Below are 18,223 nucleotides of genomic sequence, written 5' to 3' on the forward strand. Positions count from 1 at the left end.
GCTGTACCGCGATTTCTTCATGTCGTTCTCCGTTTGCCTCATTGTAGGTCGGAGAACTCTAATTACGCATTCACCGATTTTAGGGGATGGTTACATTGTCAATTAACCGCGCAGGGCAAATAATGATTGGATTCTCTTCTCTGCCATACAAAACGGTACAAGTTCCAATCGAAATTTCCGGATTACTTTTCCTGACCTTGTAACAGGTCTTACCTAGAAATGGGCATTGTTGCTCATCCACAATAGTCTGCCAGTTTTCGTTGGCGACTTTAGTAGAATGGCCAAATAGTTCCAAAACCTTACTCATAAAAGCGACCAACTCCGCTCTTCGGACATATCAAGATATTGTTTGGATATATCAACACCAATGGATTTTCTATTTAGCTGTTTCGCTACCAAAAGAGTCGTTCCTGTGCCACAAAACGGGTCTAACACAATCCCATCTTCTGGGCATGTAGCTAAAATGGGAATCCTGCACAAATCCTCTGGGTACGGCGCAAAATGCAGATCTCGTTTTTGCGTATCCTCTGGAATAATATCCCATACATCTGTTGGTTTGCTTCCCCTTGGATGGTATTTAAGGAAATAAAAACCCTTGTCCCGAAGCTCTTTTGCACGGCCAGAAACCTTCTCTTTATCCGAGTGCGTAGATCGCTGTTGCCCCCGAATAACCATTCTAAAGTCTGACAGCCTGCCTTCTGCAACATCAGATAATATGCTATCCAGGGCTTCACGAGCCAATAATTTTTCTTCATCGCTTAACGCTGTTGACAATTCTATTTGTCGCTTGTAGCGAACTCCTGAAACACCTGTTGCTGAAACTACCGCCCCGTTTACAACTTTTGTTTGGCGAGGCTTAGATCTTATCGAGTCGGCGTCATAGTAGTACTTATTTTTTTAACAAAATGAAATACATTCTCATGAACATTGCCAAGGCGATCTTTAGTGTTGTCCATACCGCTCTTTACTTTGTTCCATATGACGCTATTCCTAAGAATCCATCCTTGGTTATCGGTAAGCTCAAATGCCACACGCCAAGGAATCCCAAGTAACTTCTTGGCTTTGTACGAATCACCTATGTTGAGCCAGAACGACCCATCATCTTTTAGAACACGCTTTAGCTCTAGAAAAATTGCGCATAAATCTTTAACGAAGTCTCGATAATCCGACTCTAAGCCAATCCCACCGTTTTCGTACTCTCTCTTACCCCAGTAAGGGGGTGAGGTTACTACACAATCTATTGATGAATCTGGGAGTTCTTTAAGAACACCTAGTGCATCACCAAGCATCAGCAATGGCGATGTCGTTGAACCGCTCTTGTACTCTTCAAGTCTCTCCGAGAAACCATTTTCGATAATTCCTCGTTCACTAAGAAAAGGTGATTCTTTTGCTTTCTGCATAATTCTCTCTGTTAAAGCCATTTAGGCCGCAAACTACTCTTTGCCTCAAAGGGGCATAACGTCAAAGCTAACCGGCGCCGAAGGCGTCCGGTTGAGCGCCTTGTTGGGCTGCCTTCCTGTATCTGAGTTCAACTAGCTCTTTGCCATCTATCTCGATGACCTTTGAGGCGCCGTCATGGCTGAATCCAGCCTGCGCGTAGAAGGCACGCGTTCGCGAGTTCTCTTGCAGTACCCAAAGGGTGATAGAGGTGAACCCATGATAGTGAAGCAGTGACACTGCATCATCCATCAACTCCCTTCCGATCCCCTCTCCCCAATGCGAATGGTCTAGGTAAATCGCGTACAGCTCACCAATGCCCCGGCCACCGCTGTCCCTCCTTGGAGCGAATGAGGTCCAGCTGACAACCAGCCCGTCGGAACCAACTGCAACATGAGTGCCATTGGCAGATTCAGATAGTGTTTTGGCCCATCTTTTCTCGCGATCTGCCTTTGAAAGCCGCGACAGGTCGCCTTCGGGAACAATGCCAGTATATGCGGCACGCCAGGTGTCTACATGGATGCGAGCAATATCTGCCGCGTCGGCTTTATTTGCTGTGCGTATGTTCATGGCCCAGCGGCCCAACAGGAATTAGGACACCAGCTCGAATATCCAATGAACGCGCCGGCGTCATATCCCTTTTTCTTGATTTCTCATGACTTGAAATAAAAGCAGAAAAATCAGCCGCTCACAAACCCCACCGCAGGCTGCCTCCTGATATCTTGCCCAACACTTTACCTCAAAACGCAAAAAGGCCGCCAACGCTCCCGCGCCGACGGCCTTTAAGTAAGCCCTTACTTTCAGCCTAAATCAGATCATTCCCACTCAATCGTAGCCGGCGGCTTGGACGAGATGTCATACGTCACGCGGCTGATGCCCGGGATCTCATTAATGATCCGGCTGGAGACCTTCTCCAGGAACTCGTACGGCAGGTGCGCCCAGCGCGCGGTCATGAAGTCGATGGTTTCGACGGCGCGGAGGGCCACCACGTATTCGTAGCGGCGGGCGTCGCCGACGACGCCGACGGATTTGACCGGGAGGAAGACGGCGAAGGCCTGGCTGGTTTTGTGGTAGAGGCCGGCGGCTTTGAGTTCTTCGATGAAGATGTGGTCCGCCAGGCGCAGGGTGTCGGCGTATTCCTTTTTGACTTCGCCGAGGATGCGCACGCCCAGGCCGGGGCCGGGGAAGGGGTGGCGGTAGACCATGTCGTAGGGCAGGCCGAGCTCGAGGCCGATTTTGCGCACTTCGTCCTTGAACAGTTCACGCAGGGGTTCGACGAGCTTGAGTTTCATGTGCTCGGGAAGGCCGCCCACGTTGTGGTGGGATTTGATCACGTGGGCGCCACCGGTTTTGGAGGCGGCGGATTCGATCACGTCCGGGTAGATGGTGCCCTGGGCCAGCCAGTTGGCGTTGGTGAGCTTGGCGGCTTCGGCGTCGAAGATGTCGATGAAGGTGTTGCCGATGATTTTGCGCTTCTTCTCCGGGTCGGCTTCGCCGGCCAGGCGGGAGAGGAAGTGGTCTTCGGCGTCGACGCGGATGACGCGCACGCCCATGTGGTCGGCGAACATTTCCATGACCTGGTCGCCTTCCTGGTGGCGCAGCAGGCCGTTGTCGACGAACACGCAGGTGAGCTGGTCGCCGATCGCCTTATGGAGTAGCGCGGCGACCACGGAGGAGTCGACACCACCGGAGAGGCCGAGGATGACGTCGTCGGTGCCGACCTGTTCTTTGATGGTGGTGATGGCGTCTTCGATGATGTTGGCCGGGGTCCACAGGGCTTCACAGCCACACAGTTCGCGGATGAAGCGTTCCAGCAGGCGGCCGCCTTGCAGGGTGTGGGTGACTTCCGGGTGGAACTGGACGCCGTAGAAGCGTTTTTCGTCGTTGGCCATGCCGGCGATGGGGCAGCTGTCGGTGGTGGCGGTAACGACGAAGCCTTCCGGTACCGCGCCGACACGGTCGCCGTGGCTCATCCACACGTCGAGGTATTCCTGGCCGCCTTCTTCGTGGTCGACGATGCCGTCCAGCAGGGCGCTGCTTTCGGCTTTGGCGACGCGGGCGTAGCCGAATTCGTGTTTTTCACCGGCCACCACGGCGCCGCCCAGTTGCTCGGCCATGGTTTGCATGCCGTAGCAGATGCCCAGCACCGGCACACCCAGTTCGAACACCGCTTGCGGCGCTCGCGGGGTTTCGGCGGCGGTGACGGATTCCGGGCCGCCGGAGAGGATGATGCCTTTGGGGTTGAATTCGGCGATGTCCTCGGCGCTGATATCGAAGGCGCGGATTTCGCAGTAGACGCCGATTTCGCGCACGCGGCGGGCGATCAGTTGGGTGTACTGGGAGCCGAAGTCGAGGATCAGGAGGCGCTGGGCATGGATGTCTTGCATGGTCCGTTTCCGGTTAGGGCCGGCGGTTCGGGGCCGGCTTTAAATGCAAAGGCCGGCGGTTGGGCCGGCCAGTTCTATATCTGTTGCGCTTCGTCGGGGCACCGTGCTTGCCATCCCTGGCGCAACACCCCCTCTCCAGAGCGCCCTGCCCGGCCGTCCATGGCCGGGCGTGAGCCGCGCTGCGAAGCAGTGCTTCGGTCGCGTCTCACCCCACCGGGTAATTCGGCGCTTCCTTGGTGATGGTCACGTCGTGTACATGGCTTTCTTTCATGCCCGCGTTGGTGACCTTGACGAATTCCGGCTTGGTGCGCATTTCGTCGATGCTGGCGCAGCCGGTGTAGCCCATGGAGGCGCGCAGGCCGCCCATCAGTTGGTGGACGATGGCGCTCATCGGGCCTTTGTAGGGTACGCGCCCTTCGATGCCCTCCGGTACCAGTTTCTCGACGCCGGCCGCGGCGTCCTGGAAGTAGCGGTCGGAGGAACCGGAGGAACCGGCCATGGCGCCCAGGGAACCCATGCCACGGTAGGCTTTGTAGTAGCCGCCCTGGAACAGTTCCACTTCGCCCGGCGCTTCCTCGGTGCCGGCCAGCAGGGAGCCGATCATGATGGCGTGGGCGCCGGCGGCGACGGCCTTGGCGATATCGCCGGAGAAGCGGATGCCGCCATCGGAGATCAGCGGCACGCCGGTGCCTTCCAGTTCGGCGGCGACGTCGGAGACCGCGGTGATTTGCGGTACGCCGATGCCGGCGACGATGCGGGTGGTGCAGATGGAGCCCGGGCCGATGCCCACTTTCACCGCGTCGGCGCCGGCTTCCACCAGGGCGCGGGCGGCGGCGGCGGTGGCGATGTTACCGCCGATCACCTGCACGTCCGGGAAGTTCTTTTTGACCCAGGCGACGCGGTCGATGACGCCCTGGGAGTGGCCGTGGGCGGTGTCGACCACGATCACGTCCACGCCGGCTTCCACCAGCGCGGCGACCCGTTCCTCGGTACCGGCGCCGGTGCCAACGGCGGCGCCCACGCGCAGGCGGCCCTGGCTGTCTTTACAGGCGTTGGGGTAGCGGGTGGCTTTCTCGATGTCCTTGACGGTGATCATGCCGCGCAGGGCGCCGGACTCGTTGACCACCAGGATTTTCTCGATGCGATGTTTGTGTAGCAGGCCTTGCACTTCGTCGGCGCTGGCGCCTTCCTTGACCGTCACCAGGCGCTCCTGGCGGGTCATGATGTCGGCCACGTGCTGGTCGTAGTCGGTGATGAAGCGGGTGTCACGGCTGGTGACGATGCCCACCACCTGCTCGCCTTCCACCACCGGCACACCAGAGATGTTGTTGGCTTCGGTGAGGCGCAGCAGCTCCGCCACGGTGGCGTCCGGGCTGATGGTGATCGGATCCTTCACCACGCCGGATTCGTATTTCTTCACCGCGCGCACCTGACGGGCCTGGTCCTCCAGCGGCATGCTCTTGTGCAGGATACCGATGCCGCCTTCCTGGGCCATGGTAATGGCCAGGCGGTGTTCGGTAACGGTGTCCATGGCGGCGGAGACCAGCGGAATATTCAGTTCGATTTCCCGCGTCAGGCGCGACTTGAGGGACACATCCTTGGGCAGTACATCCGAGTGGGCAGGCAGGAGCAAAACGTCGTCAAACGTCAGGGCTTCTTGGGCAATTCTGAGCATATTGCACCGTGGGAGCTGGGGGAGATTCGGCCTGGCCGAAGATGCCGGGCGGCACCGGACGGTCATGGGGCGCCGCCACGTCAAACCGGACCAAAGGCTCCGTTAAATTAAGCGGGGCATTATACGGTATGGCGGTCCTTCGCGGCAATCGGGGATCGCGGTCCGTCCGCCGCGGGCAATGCACAATAATTGACAGATTCAGGGATTGGGAAGATTCGCCTGCGGGCAGGCTCCCACATCCATGGGCCGCGACGCTTGCGGCGACGGCGGGGGGCGCTTACATTGCGCGGCATGACTTCATCACGCACCGAACCCTATTCCATCAGCCGTCTCAACCTGGAAGCCCAGGGACTGCTGGAAGGCAGTTTCCCGCTGATCTGGTTGCAGGGGGAGCTGTCCAATCTGTCCCGTCCCCGTTCCGGCCATTGGTATTTCAGCCTCAAGGACGACCGCGCCCAGGTCAACGGCGCCATGTTCCGCAATCGCAATCAGTTGCTGCGCTTCCAGCCCCGCGACGGCCAGCAGGTGCTGGTGCGCGCCAGGGTCACGCTGTACGTGCCGCGTGGCGGTTTCCAACTGGTGGTGGAGCACATGGAAGAGGCCGGCGAAGGGGCGCTGCGGGCCCAGTTCGAGGCGCTCAAGGCGAAACTGGAGGCGGAAGGGCTGTTCGCTAGCGAACGCAAGCGCCCCCTGCCCCGCTGGCCGCGCCGCATCGGCGTGATCACCAGCCCCAGCGGCGCGGCGGTGCGCGATGTGGTGCAGGTGCTGAAACGCCGCTGTCCCGGCATTCCGGTGCTGGTCTACCCGGCGGCGGTACAGGGCGATGAAGCACCAATGCAACTGCGCCGGGCGTTGGACCTGGCGGTGCGCCGGGCGGATTGCGACGTGCTGGTGATCGGCCGGGGCGGCGGTTCGCTGGAGGATCTGTGGGCGTTCAATGATGAAGCCCTGGTGCGGGCGGTGGCGGCTTGCCCGATTCCCATTGTCTCGGCGGTGGGCCATGAGGTGGACGTGGCGCTGACGGATTTCGCCGCTGATTTGCGCGCGCCCACGCCGTCGGCGGCGGCGGAGCTGGTGAGCCCGGACGGCGAGGCGATTCTGGCGCGACTGGATCAGTTGCAGCGCCGCCAGCACCGGGCGGTGGCCGGCACGCTGCAATATCGCCGTCAGCGGCTGAGCCAGCTGGCCCACCGGCTGCAGTTGCGCCACCCGCAACGGGAGCTGGAACAGCGCCGGCAGCAGGTGGACGAATATCAGGCCCGTCTGCAACGGGCGCTGCAGCACAAGCAGACGCTGCTGCAAGCGCGGCTGGATCGCTTGAAAGGGCGGGTGATGCAGCAGTCCCCGCGTCAGCAGCTGGCGCTGCAGCGGCAACGTCTGCTGGGCCTGCAACGGCGGCTGCCGGTGCCGTTGCTGCACCAGCGCAGCCAATTGCAGCAGCGGCTCACCGGGCTGGGCCGGCGGTTGCATACCGCCAGTCCGCTGGCGACGCTGGACCGGGGTTATTCGCTGACGCTGGCCGAGGGCCAGCCGCTGCGTTCGGTGGAAACCCTGCGGGAAGGCCAGACCGTGGAAACGCGGCTGGCGGATGGCCGCTTCGAATCCAAAGTCACCCGGCTTCTGCCGTCTTCAGATAACGACTGAGCAACTTCGCCAGCAATTGCCGGCGGTAGGGTTTGGCCAGGTGGTCGTCCATGCCCGAGGCGAGGCAACGTTCCCGTTCCTCTCCCAAGGCGTTGGCGGTGAGCGCGATGATCGGCACCGGCGAGCGGCCCGCCGCCCGTTCCCAGCGGCGGATCGCCCGGGTCGCTTCCAGGCCGTCCATCACTGGCATTTGCACGTCCATCAGCACCACGTCGAAGTTTTCTCCCTGAATGGTGTTGAGCGCGGTTTCGCCATCGCCACAGCTGACCACTTCCAGCCCCAGATTTTCCAGCATGCGCGCCGCCACCATGCGGTTGACCAGGTTGTCTTCCACCAGCAGAGCGCGGCCGCTCAGGAGGCCATCATCGATGCGCGGGCCATCGCTGGCCAGCTCCCCGGCGACCCGGGCGCGCACACGCAATCGCAAGGTGAAACAGCTGCCCTCTCCGGGCTGGCTTTTGACGGCCAGATCGCCACCGAGCATTTCCGCCAGGCGCCGGGCGATGGCCAGCCCCAGGCCGGTGCCGCCATAACGGCGTGACGGCGACGCGTCCAGTTGCGAGAAGGCCACGAACAGGCGGTCGCGCTGGGCGTCGGAGATGCCGATGCCGGTGTCGGTGACGGACAGCGACAGGTTCATCAGGCCGTGCTCGTCGGCGGCGGCCTGGATGGTCACCCGCACCCCGCCCTGCTCGGTGAATTTCACCGCGTTGGAGATCAGATTGCTGAGAATCTGCCGTAGCCGCGTGGGATCGGAATACAGGTCATAGCCTTCCAGTTGCTCCAGCCCTTCCAGCTCCAGGTACAGGCCTTTGTGGCGCGCCACATAGCGGAAAGTGCCGATGCAGTTTTCCAACAGCGGGCCGGGGGCGAAGAAGGTCTGATCGATGTCCATGCGCCCGGCTTCGATGCGCGAGAAATCGAGAATGTCGTTGATCACTTCCAGCAGGTGGCCGGTGGATTCCAGCGCCGCCTGGGTGTACTCGCGCTGCTCCTCATTCTGCTTCGTGGTTTCCAGCAGTTGCAGCATGCCGAGCACGCCATTCATGGGGGTGCGCAGTTCATGGCTCATCATCGCCAGGAAGTCGGTTTTCGCCTGGCTGGCCTGCTGCGCGCTGCGATGGGCTTGCCGCAATTCCCCCATGGCCCGTTGTTGATCGGCGCGGGCGCGCTCCAGACCAGAGGCCAGTTCGTTGATGTCCCGCTGCAGATCCGACAGTTCCCCCTGCAGATGGTGGTCACCGCGGGCGCGGTAATCACCGCCGCGAATCACCCGCACCAGACCGGACAGATAGGACAGCGGCTCGGCGATGCGGCGGGCCAGATAACCAGCACACACCAGGCCCACCATCATCGCCAGCAAGGCCGGCACCAGGCTGGCGGCGAGGATTTCCTTTTGCCGCGCCGCCAGCAGTTCCGGGGCCAGCCCCAGCACCACTTCGCCGACCCGGTCTCCGGGATCCACATAGCGCTCGGTTTCAGAAGCGGACAGCGGCTGCCGATAGATGCCCGCGCGGAATTCCAGCAGTCCGCCGCGCCCGTCGCTGGTGGCCCGGCCTTCGCTCAATAACACCTGGCCGGTCTCGTCACGGAACGCCACGTAATAGACGTCCGGGCGTTGCAGTGCCATGTTGGCGTGACGGCGCAGCTCCGAAGTGTTGCCGGAGAGCACGCCGTACTCGGCGGCGGCGGCCAGCTGGCGGGCCAGGAAGCCGCCCAGTTCGCGCACTTCGTTGTCGGCGTCCTGCAGACGCTGCCAGGTGAGTGTCACCAGAACCAGAACCAGCATGATCAGCGCCGGTATCACACCGAGCCAGCGCAACTGCCGGCGAATCCCCCCCTGGGCCATCATGGCTGTTCCTCCCATTTTCGTTGTAACGCCCGGGGTTCCCAAAGCGGCAGGTTATAGGCGCGTGCCACGTGCTCATTGACGCTGATACTGCTGTGCTCGACAAAATCCGGCGACGGCCAGTGCCCTTGTCGCCGCCATTGGTCGAGCCAGCGCAATGTTTGCCGTGCCAACGCCGGCAAAGAGGAATGAACACTGGCGACACTGCCGGCGTTGACGAACCCCTGACCAGGGCCGACCACGGGCACGCGTTGGCGGTAGCCGGAGAGTAAAATGAGTTTGGCGGTGCCGGCGTTGAACAGCGTCTCGTCTTCCGGCAGTAACAGCAAATCCCACTGTGGCAAGTACCTTCTCAGCAGCGGTCCGATGCCGGCGGCGGAGGAAACCGGCATCCAGTCCAGTTGCAGGGAAGCGGTGGCCGCCGACGGCAGCGGCTGCCAGGCGCTGTCGGGGCCATACAAAACGCCAACGCGGCTGACTCCGGGAAAGAGGATTTCGATCAGGCGCAACTGTTGTTCCAGCGACACGCCACTCCAGATCGCGCTGCACTGGCAATCCCGGCGTCTGGCCTCGTCAACCACCGCCGGCGGCACCGAAACACCCAGCACCGGGCCGCCCTCTTCCACCGCGCGCCGAAACGGAGCGGCGCCCAAAGCCAGGGTAACGTCGGCACCACTTTCCACCAGGCTCCAGGGCAGCGCGGACGGCACCTGTTCCAGGGCCAGCAGAAAGGCGCCGCGCTGCTGCGGCTGATCGCTGATCACGCGCACGCGCAGCGGGTCGTCGGCCGCCGCCGACAGCGAATATAACGCGAGGGTTGCGAGCAGAATCCGGGCCTTCCTTGACCAGCGCACGCTCAATGACCTCCCCGCGGTGCGACACCGATCCGCTCCCCGCCGGTGAAGGCGAGGAGTCGGACGTTATGGAAAAGGCGTCGCTCCGTCATAGTCAGAACCGCAAAGCCAGGGTTAGCCAGAACCGTTCATCAGCCCGATAGCGATTTTCCTCGAACACCACCGGCTCGTTTTCGAGGAAGTGCTGCACCAACAGGCTGGCCTCCAGGTGGGTCGCCCCCAGGGCACGGCGATAAGCCAGTTGCAGATCCAGGCGTTCATAAGGGTGATTGTTATAGTCCCGCGCCAGGTAATAGCCGCTGGAAAGCCACCAGTTCCGCAGCACGTGCCATTCCCACAGGGCGCTGCCGCTGTCACGGGCGGCGAAGCGTAATTCCGTGTCACGGTTGCTGCGGGTATGGATGTGGGCGCCGCTGAGACGCAGCCAGTGATGCGCGCCGGGCCGCCAGCTGAGCTGCGCTTCGGTACCGCGATGGCTGACCTTGCCGCTGTTGTCGGCGTCAAAATTCACCGGGCTGATGGGGCCGCTGATCAGGTCCCAGAGCTCTTCCTGGAAATAACGCACATCCAGTTCCACGTCACCGAAGTGGCCGTAGTAACCCCATTCCCGAGAGCGGATACGTTCCGGTTTCAGATTGCCATCGGCCTGTTCGCTGACAAAGAAGTAGGCCGGATCCCACCCCAGCCAGTCCGCGGTGCGGTCGCCAAAAGGTCCGTTGAGCCGGCTGATCGGCGCGTTGGAATGGGCCTGGTCCTCGTAGATGTCCGGCGAGCGCAGGCCACGGGCGTATACCCAACGCAAATGGTGTCCGGGCATCAGTTGCCAGGACAAACCGACGCGCGGCGTGAAGTGCTCGCCGTTGAGGTCATCATATTCCCAGTACCCGCCCAGATTGGCGGTGAGCCGGAACAGCGGCTTCAGCGCCAGATTGGCAAAAGCGCGGCGGCTGACGTTATCAGCGGTGCCGCTGAGGTAGGTTTGCGAGCTGCCCCGGTCGTAGCGCAGGTTGAGTCCCGCCACCAGCCGCGCCCACGAGTTGATTTGAACGGTATCCTGGATTTCCAGGTCGTAACGATGCTCGCGCACGTCCAGGTAACTGGTGCCACAAAAACGGTCAGCGCCGCTGCTGAGCAAGTTGGCGTAGCGCTGCTGTACCGCCGGGTCGGCGGGCGCGGCGGCCAGTGTGGCGTCAATGTCACCATCGTGGGCCAGATACAGGTCGCGCATTTCCTTCGAGAAAAGCAGGCCGCCGCCAGCGCCGTGCCGCCCGGTGAGCGGGTCGAAATAACACATGGTCAGCGGCAACTCTTCGTCCGAATACTGGGCGTAACCCGAGACCTTAAGTTGATGCCAGTCAGACAGTTGGCGTTCCCACACCATGCCGGCAAAGGCGCTGTCGTCGCGCTGTATCGCCAGACGCTGATAATCGCCCAGCCCGCGAAGACTGCTTTCCGGCGCCCGTTCCAGTTTTGAACGGCTACCGCCGAAGTAAAGGCTGAGCACGTCGCCATTATCCAGTTCCCAGGCTCCGCGACTATTAACGCTTTGGGTGCGTTTGGCATCGCCGCCCTCCATCGGCGGCAAGCCGGCGTCGTAACCGTCGTCGGCGCGGCTCTCCACGGAGATCCGGAAGGCACTGTCGCCGAGGTGCCAGCCGCCGCTGACATAGGCGTCACGAATGCCATTGTTGCCGGCGCGCAGACGCACTCTCTGGCCTTCGCTGTCGCGTGGATCGCGACTGATGATATTGATCACCCCGGAAAAGGCGTTGGCGCCGTAGGCCGCGGCGGCCGGGCCACGAGTGACCTCAATGCGCTCCACATCCTCCAGAGCGATGGGGAGATCATTCCAGTTGACCCGCGCCAGTCCCGGCCGATAAACACTGCGGCCGTCCAGCAATACCAGCATGCGGCGATGATCACGGGCCTGGGTGCCGTGATAGGACACTGACGGTACATTGCCGTCGGCCTTGGCCACGCTCATGCCGGGAACCAGCCGCATGACCTGATACAGTTCCCGGGCGCCGCTGGCGCGAATCATGTCCTGGGTGATGATGGTGACACTGGCGGGGACTTCGGAGAGAGGCTGATCGAGGCGGGCCGGGGTCAGCACCCGGGGGATATCCGGGCCGGCCATTTCCTGGGCATGGCTCAGCCCCACCGTACTTGCCAGTACGGCGGCGGACCAGAGTCGCATTCCACAGTGGTATCGCACCCCGTGCTCCCCCCGCTTGATCCGGAACCGTGCCGTCCCCACGACGGCAGCCGTTCTCCGTTTTTTCTATCGGAATCCGAGTTATTTCTTGATGTGCTTCATCATGCGCCGGCGACGGCGGATCTGCCGATCGGTCAGCGGATTCTTGCGCCCCTCGTAGGGGTTGTCGCCGGATTTCAGCTCCAGCCGGATCGGCGACCCCTCGATTTTCAGCAGTTCCCGGAACCGGTTCTCCAGATAACGCCGGTAACTGACCGGCAATGAATCGGTGCGGTTACCGTGAATCACCACCACCGGCGGATTCGAGCCGCCCAGGTGCGCGTACCGCAGCTTGGCGCGAAAACGGCCGCTGCGAGGCGGCGGATGGGAATGGGTGATGTCTTCCAGCATGCGCGTCAGGGCATTGCTGCCGATCTTGATGAAAGCGGAATCCCAGGCCCGCTCCACCAGACCGAACAAGTCGCCGACGCCGGTGCCGTGCAGGGCGGAAATGAATTTTATTTTGGCCCAGGGCACGAATTGCAGGCGGCGATCCAGTTGCTGCTTGACCCACTCCTTGTGATCGCTTTCCAGACCATCCCACTTGTTCATGGCGATCACCAGGGCGCGGCCGGCTTCCAGCACATAGCCCAACAGGTGCAGATCCTGGTCACTGATGCCGTCGCGGGCATCCACCACCAGCAACACCACCTGGGCAGCGTCCACCGCCTGCAGCGCCTTGATCACCGAGAATTTTTCGATGGTCTCGTGGACTTTTCCCCGGCGGCGCACCCCGGCGGTGTCGATCAGCACATAAGGCCGGCCATTGCGCTCGAACGGCACCTCAATGGAATCCCGGGTGGTACCGGCCTGGTCGAACACCACCACCCGCTCTTCGCCAAGAATACGGTTGATCAGCGTGGATTTGCCCACATTGGGGCGGCCCAGCACCGCTACCCGCACGGTGTCCGGGGCTTCCGGTTCTTCCTCTTCACCGGTTTCTTCCGGCTCGGGGAAGACGGCCAGCACCTCGTCCATCAGCGCGCGTACACCACGCCCGTGGGCGGCGGCGATGGGCAGCACCTGGGTCAGCCCCAGAGCGTAGAAATCCGCCATGGCGGAATCCGGGTCCAGGCCATCGGTCTTGTTCACCACCAGAAACACCGGCTTGGGCAGCTTGCGCAACTCCGAGGCCACCTGTTGATCGGCGGCGGTCAGGCCGGCGCGGCCGTCCACCAGGAACAGCACGGCGTCCGCTTCACCCACGGCAAGCAGGGCCTGATCGGTCATCGGCCGGTCTATGCCCTCCTCGCTTTCGCCGATACCGCCGGTATCGACCACGATGTAGGGTCGGTCGCCCATGCGGCCGTCCCCGTACTTGCGGTCACGGGTGAGCCCGGGAAAGTCCGCCACCAGGGCGTCCCGGGTACGGGTTAGGCGATTGAACAGCGTGGACTTGCCCACATTGGGGCGGCCCACCAGGGCGATAACCGGTTTCATGCGGCACTCTGACGGTATATTGGGGCGCTATGGTATTAACTTAGCGGGAAAGTTGCCAAATTAATCGGCAATGGCTGGGACGATGGTGTCGGAATGGCTTCGCCTTTCCTCAAACGCCCCCTCTCCCCTCAAGGGAGAGGGGGCCGAATAGAAAGGTCTGTCTCGTCTCCCCTCTCCCTTGAGGGGAGAGGGTGAAAAGAGCGTCCCGGATCAGTCCCGGGCTTCCAGGCGGTAGGCGGCCAGACGGCCCTCGCTGCCAAGCACGTAGATGACGTCGTCGTGGCGGATCGGCGCGGACACAATGGGCTTGCCGCGATGGCGATAGCGGGCCACCAGCTTGCCGTCGCTCTGATCCATCCAGTGCAGATAGCCTTCGTAGTCACCGACCACCACCAGGTCATCCTGCACCGCGGTACCGGTGAGGCGGCGGCCATAGAGCTTGTCCTGCTGCCACAGGAAGGTGCCGCTACGCTGGTCGACGCCGCGAACCAGGCCCTGATCATCGCTGACGAACAGCGTGCCCAGATCGGAACTGAGGCGCTGGTGGCTGGAAATGTCCTTGGCCCAGTAGGGGCGGCCGTTTTCCCAGTCCAGCACCGCCACCTTGCCTTGGAACGTAGCGGTGAACACACCGCCGTTCTCCACGATCAGGCTGGTGTTGATGTCCACCAGACGGTCGAGTTCGGAGCGGCCGGTGGGCTCGGCCACCCGGCGCTCCCAGATCGGCGAACCGGTCTGTTCGTCCAGGCACACCACCTTGCCGCCGGAAAACGCCGCGTAGACACGCCCGGCGGTGACCACCGGCTGTGTGCCGCCCAGCAGAATCAGGTTGGGAATGGCGGTCTCGTACTCCCAGCGCGGCTCACCGGTTTCACTATCGAGCGCCTGGATACGGCCGTCGATGGTCTGGTACAGCGCCAGGGAACTGGTGCCGGTGGGGGCGGAGAGGATCTCGCTGCTCAACTGGCGGCGCCACAATTCGCTGCCGTCCTCGGCGGACAGCGCCACCGCCTCGCCTTCCCGGGTGCCGTAGTAGACCTTGCCGTAGCCGGCGAAGAGGCCGCCGGAGATGCGATCCTCGGTCTTTTTACGCCATTGCCGGTCGCCGTCTTCGCGGTTGAACGCGTAGACCTGACCGTGCACGTCGGCGGCGAACACTTGCTGGCTGGTCACCGCCGGGCTCAGTTTTATCGAGGTCTCGTCCATGCCGTCGCCGGCATTGGCTTTCCACAGCCGTTTGACCTTGTAGGCACTGTCGAAGTCCGGCAGATCATTGGGCTCGATGGCGTTGGGGTTGCTGCTGCATCCGGTCAGCACCAGCGCGCCCGCCACCAGGGCCACCAGGCCGCGCGTGGTGAGGGAGCGGCGCAGACCGCCGGAGGCTTGGGAGGCTTTAAGAGGCTGCATAAATCTCACGATTGACGGTTCAGGTCATCCAGTTTCATTTGCACGCGGTCACTTCCCCCCTGGCCGCCCATGGCTTCCAGTGCGGAAGCATAAGCGTCCCGTGCTTCGTCCCATTGCTGCCTGGCCTTGGCGACGTCGCCTTTGAGCTCCAGGGCCTGCCCCTGCATGGCCTCGGGCCAGGTACGGCCCAATTCCTTGCCGGCGGCGTCCAGCTCGTTCTGGGCGATCAACACTCGCACCAGGCGTAAACGGGCCACGTGTTCCAGTTCCTTGGTGGCGGGTTTGTCCACCACCAGGCGCAGTTGACTGGCGGCTTCGTCCAGATCGCCGTCCTGCACCGCCAGTTTGGCCAGTGCCAGATGGGCGTAACCGGCGTAGCTGCTGCCGGCGAACTGGTCGATCAAGGCTTCGGCATTGGTTTTCACCACGCCGGCATCGCCGTCGCCGGCGCCCGTCGGCATCGCGCCGATCATCTTCTCGTACAGGCCGGAGGCCTTGCCGGCTTCAACGCTTTGATGCTGCTGCCATTGCCGCCAGCCGATCATGGAACCCACCGCCAGTACGATCACCACTACCGTGGCCACGCCGTTTTTCTGCCACCAGTTGCGCAGACGCTCGGCTTGTTCTTCTTCGTCACGGATGTAATCGGCCACCCCTGTTTCTCCTTACGCTTGTGATCTTGCGAGACGTTCGGCCAGCCAGTCGGCCAGGTCGGTCTCGGGCAATTGCTGTTGTTCCGCGTCTTCACGCAGCGGTTTCACCGCCACTTCCCCGCGCGCCACTTCGTCCTCGCCGAGGATCAGCGCGTAGCGGGCGCCGCTGCGGTCGGCTTTTTTCATCTGACTCTTGAAGCTGCCGCCACCACAATGGGCGACGATGCCGACGCCGGGGAACCGGTCCCGCAGGCGCTCGGCCAGGGCCAGAGCCTGGGACTGCACTTCGCCCATGGCAGCAATATAGAGTGCCACCGGCGCCGGCAGTTCCGGGTTTTGTTGTTCCAGCAGCAGAATCAGCCGCTCCAGGCCCATGGCGAAGCCCACAGCCGGAGTCGGCTTGCCGCCCAGTTGCGCCACCAGGCCGTCGTAACGGCCGCCGGCGCACACCGTGCCCTGGGCGCCCAGAGCCCGGGTGGTCCATTCGAATACGGTTTTGCCGTAATAGTCCAGCCCGCGCACCAAATAAGGGTTGAGGCGGTATTCGATCCCGGCGGCCTCGAGCAACGCACACAGCTTGCTGAAGTGCTCACGGGCATCGTGGTTAAGAAATTGTTCCAGCCGCGGCGCCTGTTCCAGCACTTCGCGGGTGCCGGCGTCCTTGCTGTCGAGCACGCGCAGCGGGTTGCGTTCCAGCCGGCGGCGGGAGTCGTCGTCCAGGCGCTCGCTGTGTTCGCGCAGGTAGGCCACCAGGGCATCACGGTAGCGGGCGCGGTCTTCGGCGTCTCCCAGGGAATTCAGTTCCAGGGTGACCTGATCGGATAAGCCCAGGGCTTTCCACAGGCGCGCGGAGAGCAGAATCACCTCGGCGTCAATGTCCGGCCCGTCCATGCCGAAGGTTTCCACGCCAATCTGGTGGAACTGGCGATAACGGCCGGCCTGCGGACGCTCATGGCGGAACATGGGCCCGGCATACCAGAGCCGCTGGGTCTGGTTGTAGAGCAGACCGTGCTCCTCCGCGGCGCGCACGCAGCTGGCGGTGCCTTCCGGACGCAGGGTCAGGCTGTCGCCATTGCGGTCCTCGAAGGTGTACATCTCCTTCTCGACGATATCGGTGACTTCGCCGATGCCGCGCTTGAACAGATCGGTCTGCTCCAGGATCGGCGTGCGGATCTCCTGGTAGCCATAGGCCGCCAGCACCCCGCGCACTTTATCTTCCAGCCACTGCCACAGCGGCGTCTGCTGCGGCAGGATGTCGTTCATCCCGCGAATGGAGGTGATCTTCTTACCCACCGGTTCTCCTTGTTAACGCTCGACGCCCGACGCTGCACGCCCGACGCTTGAAACCCGACCGGAAACAACAAACGCCGGAGACTTGCCGCTTTTCGGCGTCAAGCGTCCGGCGTCCGGCACCCGGCGTTCTTTATTCACTACGCGCGATAATACCCTTGGCTTCGTCGTCGCGCATTTTTTGCACCTTGGCGCGCACCATCCGTTCCAGTTCGCTCACCAGGTCTTCCTGCTTGACGTGGTGGCTTTTCTGGCCGTCCTCGTAGGACAGATTGTTCGGGGTGCCGCCGGTGAGACCGACATCGGCTTCCCGCGCTTCGCCCGGACCGTTGACCAGGCAGCCGATCACCGCCAGGTCCACGGACTCGTTGATGTCTTCCAGGCGCGCCTCCAATTCGTTGACGGTCTGGATCACATCGAAGTTCTGCCGCGAACAGCTCGGGCAGGCGATGATATTGACGCCTTTCTTGCGCAGATTGAGGCTCTTGAGAATATCGAAACCGACGCGGATTTCCTCCACCGGGTCGGTGGCCAGGGAAATACGGATGGTGTCACCAATGCCTTCCAGCAGCAGACCGCCAAGCGCCACCGCGGATTTCACCGTGCCGGAGCGGAACGTGCCCGCCTCGGTGACGCCCAGATGCAGGGGTTGCTCCACCTGGGTGGCCAGCTTGCGGTAAGCCTGCAGGGTCATGAAGACATTGGAGGCCTTGACGCTGATTTTGAATTCCTGGAAATCGTGGCGGTCGAGAATCTCCGCGTGCCGCAACGCCGACTCCACCAGCGCGTCACTGGTGGGTTCGCCGTATTTGCGTTGCAGTTCCTTCTCCAGCGAGCCGGCGTTGACCCCGATACGGATCGGAACCCCGTGATCACGGGCGGACTGAATCACCGCCCGCACCCGGTCCTCACGACCGATATTCCCCGGGTTGATACGCAGGCAGTCGGCGCCTTCGTCGGCCACCTTCAGGGCGATCTTGTAATCGTAGTGGATGTCCGCCACCAGCGGCACCTGCACCTGTTTGCGGATCTTGCCGAAGGCCTCGGCGGCGTCCATGGTCGGCACCGAAACCCGCACGATATCGGCCCCCACCTCTTCCAGGCGGCGAATCTGCGCCACCGTGGCGTCCACGTCGCAGGTGTCGGTGTTAGTCATGCTCTGCACGGAGATCGGAGCGTCACCGCCAACGGGCACGGATCCCACATGAATCTGCCGGGATTTGCGGCGTTGAATGGAAATTTCCGGTTCCATACTGACTCCTGAAGAGCTGAAACGTCTGATCGACTTATCGCGGCCCGGCACCGGGCCGGGCATTCAACAGCGTTAGGCGGC

General features: G+C 62.3%; 14 protein-coding genes. 1 reads left to right on the plus strand and 13 read right to left on the minus strand.

What is annotated here, in order from left to right:
* Window positions 1-303: 303 nt before the first annotated feature.
* The 5 genes from CRO06_RS20145 to guaB form a co-directional block, all read right to left on the minus strand.
* On the minus strand, window positions 304-774 hold the full coding sequence (locus CRO06_RS20145) for a DNA-methyltransferase (RefSeq protein ID WP_218839905.1): 471 nt from the start codon (window positions 772-774) through the stop codon (window positions 304-306).
* Window positions 775-863: 89 nt separating this feature from the next.
* Complete coding sequence (locus tag CRO06_RS20150; protein ID WP_218839906.1) at window positions 864-1,400, minus strand: DNA-methyltransferase; 537 nt, start codon at window positions 1,398-1,400, stop codon at window positions 864-866.
* Between the two features lie 67 nt (window positions 1,401-1,467).
* Complete coding sequence (locus CRO06_RS18865) at window positions 1,468-2,007, minus strand: GNAT family N-acetyltransferase (protein ID WP_143247767.1); 540 nt, start codon at window positions 2,005-2,007, stop codon at window positions 1,468-1,470.
* Between the two features lie 245 nt (window positions 2,008-2,252).
* On the minus strand, window positions 2,253-3,824 hold the full coding sequence (gene guaA / locus CRO06_RS18870; RefSeq protein ID WP_097059140.1) for a glutamine-hydrolyzing GMP synthase: 1,572 nt from the start codon (window positions 3,822-3,824) through the stop codon (window positions 2,253-2,255).
* A 205-nt stretch (window positions 3,825-4,029) separates the two neighbouring features.
* Window positions 4,030-5,499, minus strand: coding sequence for an IMP dehydrogenase (gene guaB, locus CRO06_RS18875; protein WP_022995353.1), 1,470 nt, complete (start codon window positions 5,497-5,499; stop codon window positions 4,030-4,032).
* A gap of 291 nt (window positions 5,500-5,790) precedes the next feature.
* Between guaB and xseA the strand changes: the two genes are divergently transcribed.
* Entirely contained in the window at window positions 5,791-7,143 is a 1,353-nt protein-coding gene (gene xseA / locus CRO06_RS18880) for an exodeoxyribonuclease VII large subunit (RefSeq protein ID WP_097059141.1), read from the plus strand.
* Here the strand turns inward: xseA and CRO06_RS18885 are convergent.
* The 8 genes from CRO06_RS18885 to ispG form a co-directional block, all read right to left on the minus strand.
* Window positions 7,109-8,995, minus strand: coding sequence for an ATP-binding protein (locus CRO06_RS18885; RefSeq protein ID WP_022995351.1), 1,887 nt, complete (start codon window positions 8,993-8,995; stop codon window positions 7,109-7,111). The two genes, xseA and CRO06_RS18885, sit on opposite strands and share 35 nt — an antisense overlap.
* Window positions 8,992-9,846, minus strand: coding sequence for a type 1 periplasmic-binding domain-containing protein (locus CRO06_RS18890; RefSeq protein ID WP_097059142.1), 855 nt, complete (start codon window positions 9,844-9,846; stop codon window positions 8,992-8,994). The genes CRO06_RS18885 and CRO06_RS18890 overlap by 4 nt, the downstream gene beginning before the upstream one ends.
* Before the next feature lie 94 nt (window positions 9,847-9,940).
* Window positions 9,941-12,043, minus strand: a complete 2,103-nt coding sequence (locus CRO06_RS18895; RefSeq protein ID WP_097059143.1) for a TonB-dependent receptor plug domain-containing protein — start codon at window positions 12,041-12,043, stop codon at window positions 9,941-9,943.
* A 99-nt stretch (window positions 12,044-12,142) separates the two neighbouring features.
* Window positions 12,143-13,540, minus strand: coding sequence for a ribosome biogenesis GTPase Der (der, locus tag CRO06_RS18900; protein ID WP_022995348.1), 1,398 nt, complete (start codon window positions 13,538-13,540; stop codon window positions 12,143-12,145).
* 210 nt (window positions 13,541-13,750) lie between these two features.
* On the minus strand, window positions 13,751-14,947 hold the full coding sequence (bamB, locus tag CRO06_RS18905; protein WP_022995347.1) for an outer membrane protein assembly factor BamB: 1,197 nt from the start codon (window positions 14,945-14,947) through the stop codon (window positions 13,751-13,753).
* Between the two features lie 5 nt (window positions 14,948-14,952).
* Window positions 14,953-15,600 carry a YfgM family protein gene (locus tag CRO06_RS18910; protein ID WP_055100159.1) on the minus strand — a complete coding sequence of 216 codons (648 nt, stop codon included), beginning with the start codon at window positions 15,598-15,600 and terminating at the stop codon, window positions 14,953-14,955.
* Between the two features lie 12 nt (window positions 15,601-15,612).
* On the minus strand, window positions 15,613-16,893 hold the full coding sequence (gene hisS / locus CRO06_RS18915; protein ID WP_022995345.1) for a histidine--tRNA ligase: 1,281 nt from the start codon (window positions 16,891-16,893) through the stop codon (window positions 15,613-15,615).
* A 130-nt stretch (window positions 16,894-17,023) separates the two neighbouring features.
* Window positions 17,024-18,142 carry a flavodoxin-dependent (E)-4-hydroxy-3-methylbut-2-enyl-diphosphate synthase gene (gene ispG, locus CRO06_RS18920; protein WP_022995344.1) on the minus strand — a complete coding sequence of 373 codons (1,119 nt, stop codon included), beginning with the start codon at window positions 18,140-18,142 and terminating at the stop codon, window positions 17,024-17,026.
* Window positions 18,143-18,223 lie beyond the last annotated feature (81 nt).

The sequence above is a fragment of the Alloalcanivorax xenomutans genome (assembly GCF_900217905.1).
Taxonomy (GTDB): domain Bacteria; phylum Pseudomonadota; class Gammaproteobacteria; order Pseudomonadales; family Alcanivoracaceae; genus Alloalcanivorax; species Alloalcanivorax xenomutans.

Excerpts from the sequence above, each read along its gene's own strand:
- guaB (WP_022995353.1), bottom strand. The coding sequence starts at position 5,499 with ATGCTCAGAATTGCCCAAGAAGCCCTGACGTTTGACGACGTTTTGCTC.
- CRO06_RS18885 (WP_022995351.1), bottom strand. The coding sequence starts at position 8,995 with ATGATGGCCCAGGGGGGGATTCGCCGGCAGTTGCGCTGGCTCGGTGTG.
- CRO06_RS18895 (WP_097059143.1), bottom strand. The coding sequence starts at position 12,043 with ATGCGACTCTGGTCCGCCGCCGTACTGGCAAGTACGGTGGGGCTGAGC.
- xseA (WP_097059141.1), top strand. The coding sequence starts at position 5,791 with ATGACTTCATCACGCACCGAACCCTATTCCATCAGCCGTCTCAACCTG.
- ispG (WP_022995344.1), bottom strand. The coding sequence starts at position 18,142 with ATGGAACCGGAAATTTCCATTCAACGCCGCAAATCCCGGCAGATTCAT.
- der (WP_022995348.1), bottom strand. The coding sequence starts at position 13,540 with ATGAAACCGGTTATCGCCCTGGTGGGCCGCCCCAATGTGGGCAAGTCC.
- CRO06_RS20150 (WP_218839906.1), bottom strand. The coding sequence starts at position 1,400 with ATGCAGAAAGCAAAAGAATCACCTTTTCTTAGTGAACGAGGAATTATC.
- guaA (WP_097059140.1), bottom strand. The coding sequence starts at position 3,824 with ATGCAAGACATCCATGCCCAGCGCCTCCTGATCCTCGACTTCGGCTCC.
- CRO06_RS18865 (WP_143247767.1), bottom strand. The coding sequence starts at position 2,007 with ATGAACATACGCACAGCAAATAAAGCCGACGCGGCAGATATTGCTCGC.
- bamB (WP_022995347.1), bottom strand. The coding sequence starts at position 14,947 with ATGCAGCCTCTTAAAGCCTCCCAAGCCTCCGGCGGTCTGCGCCGCTCC.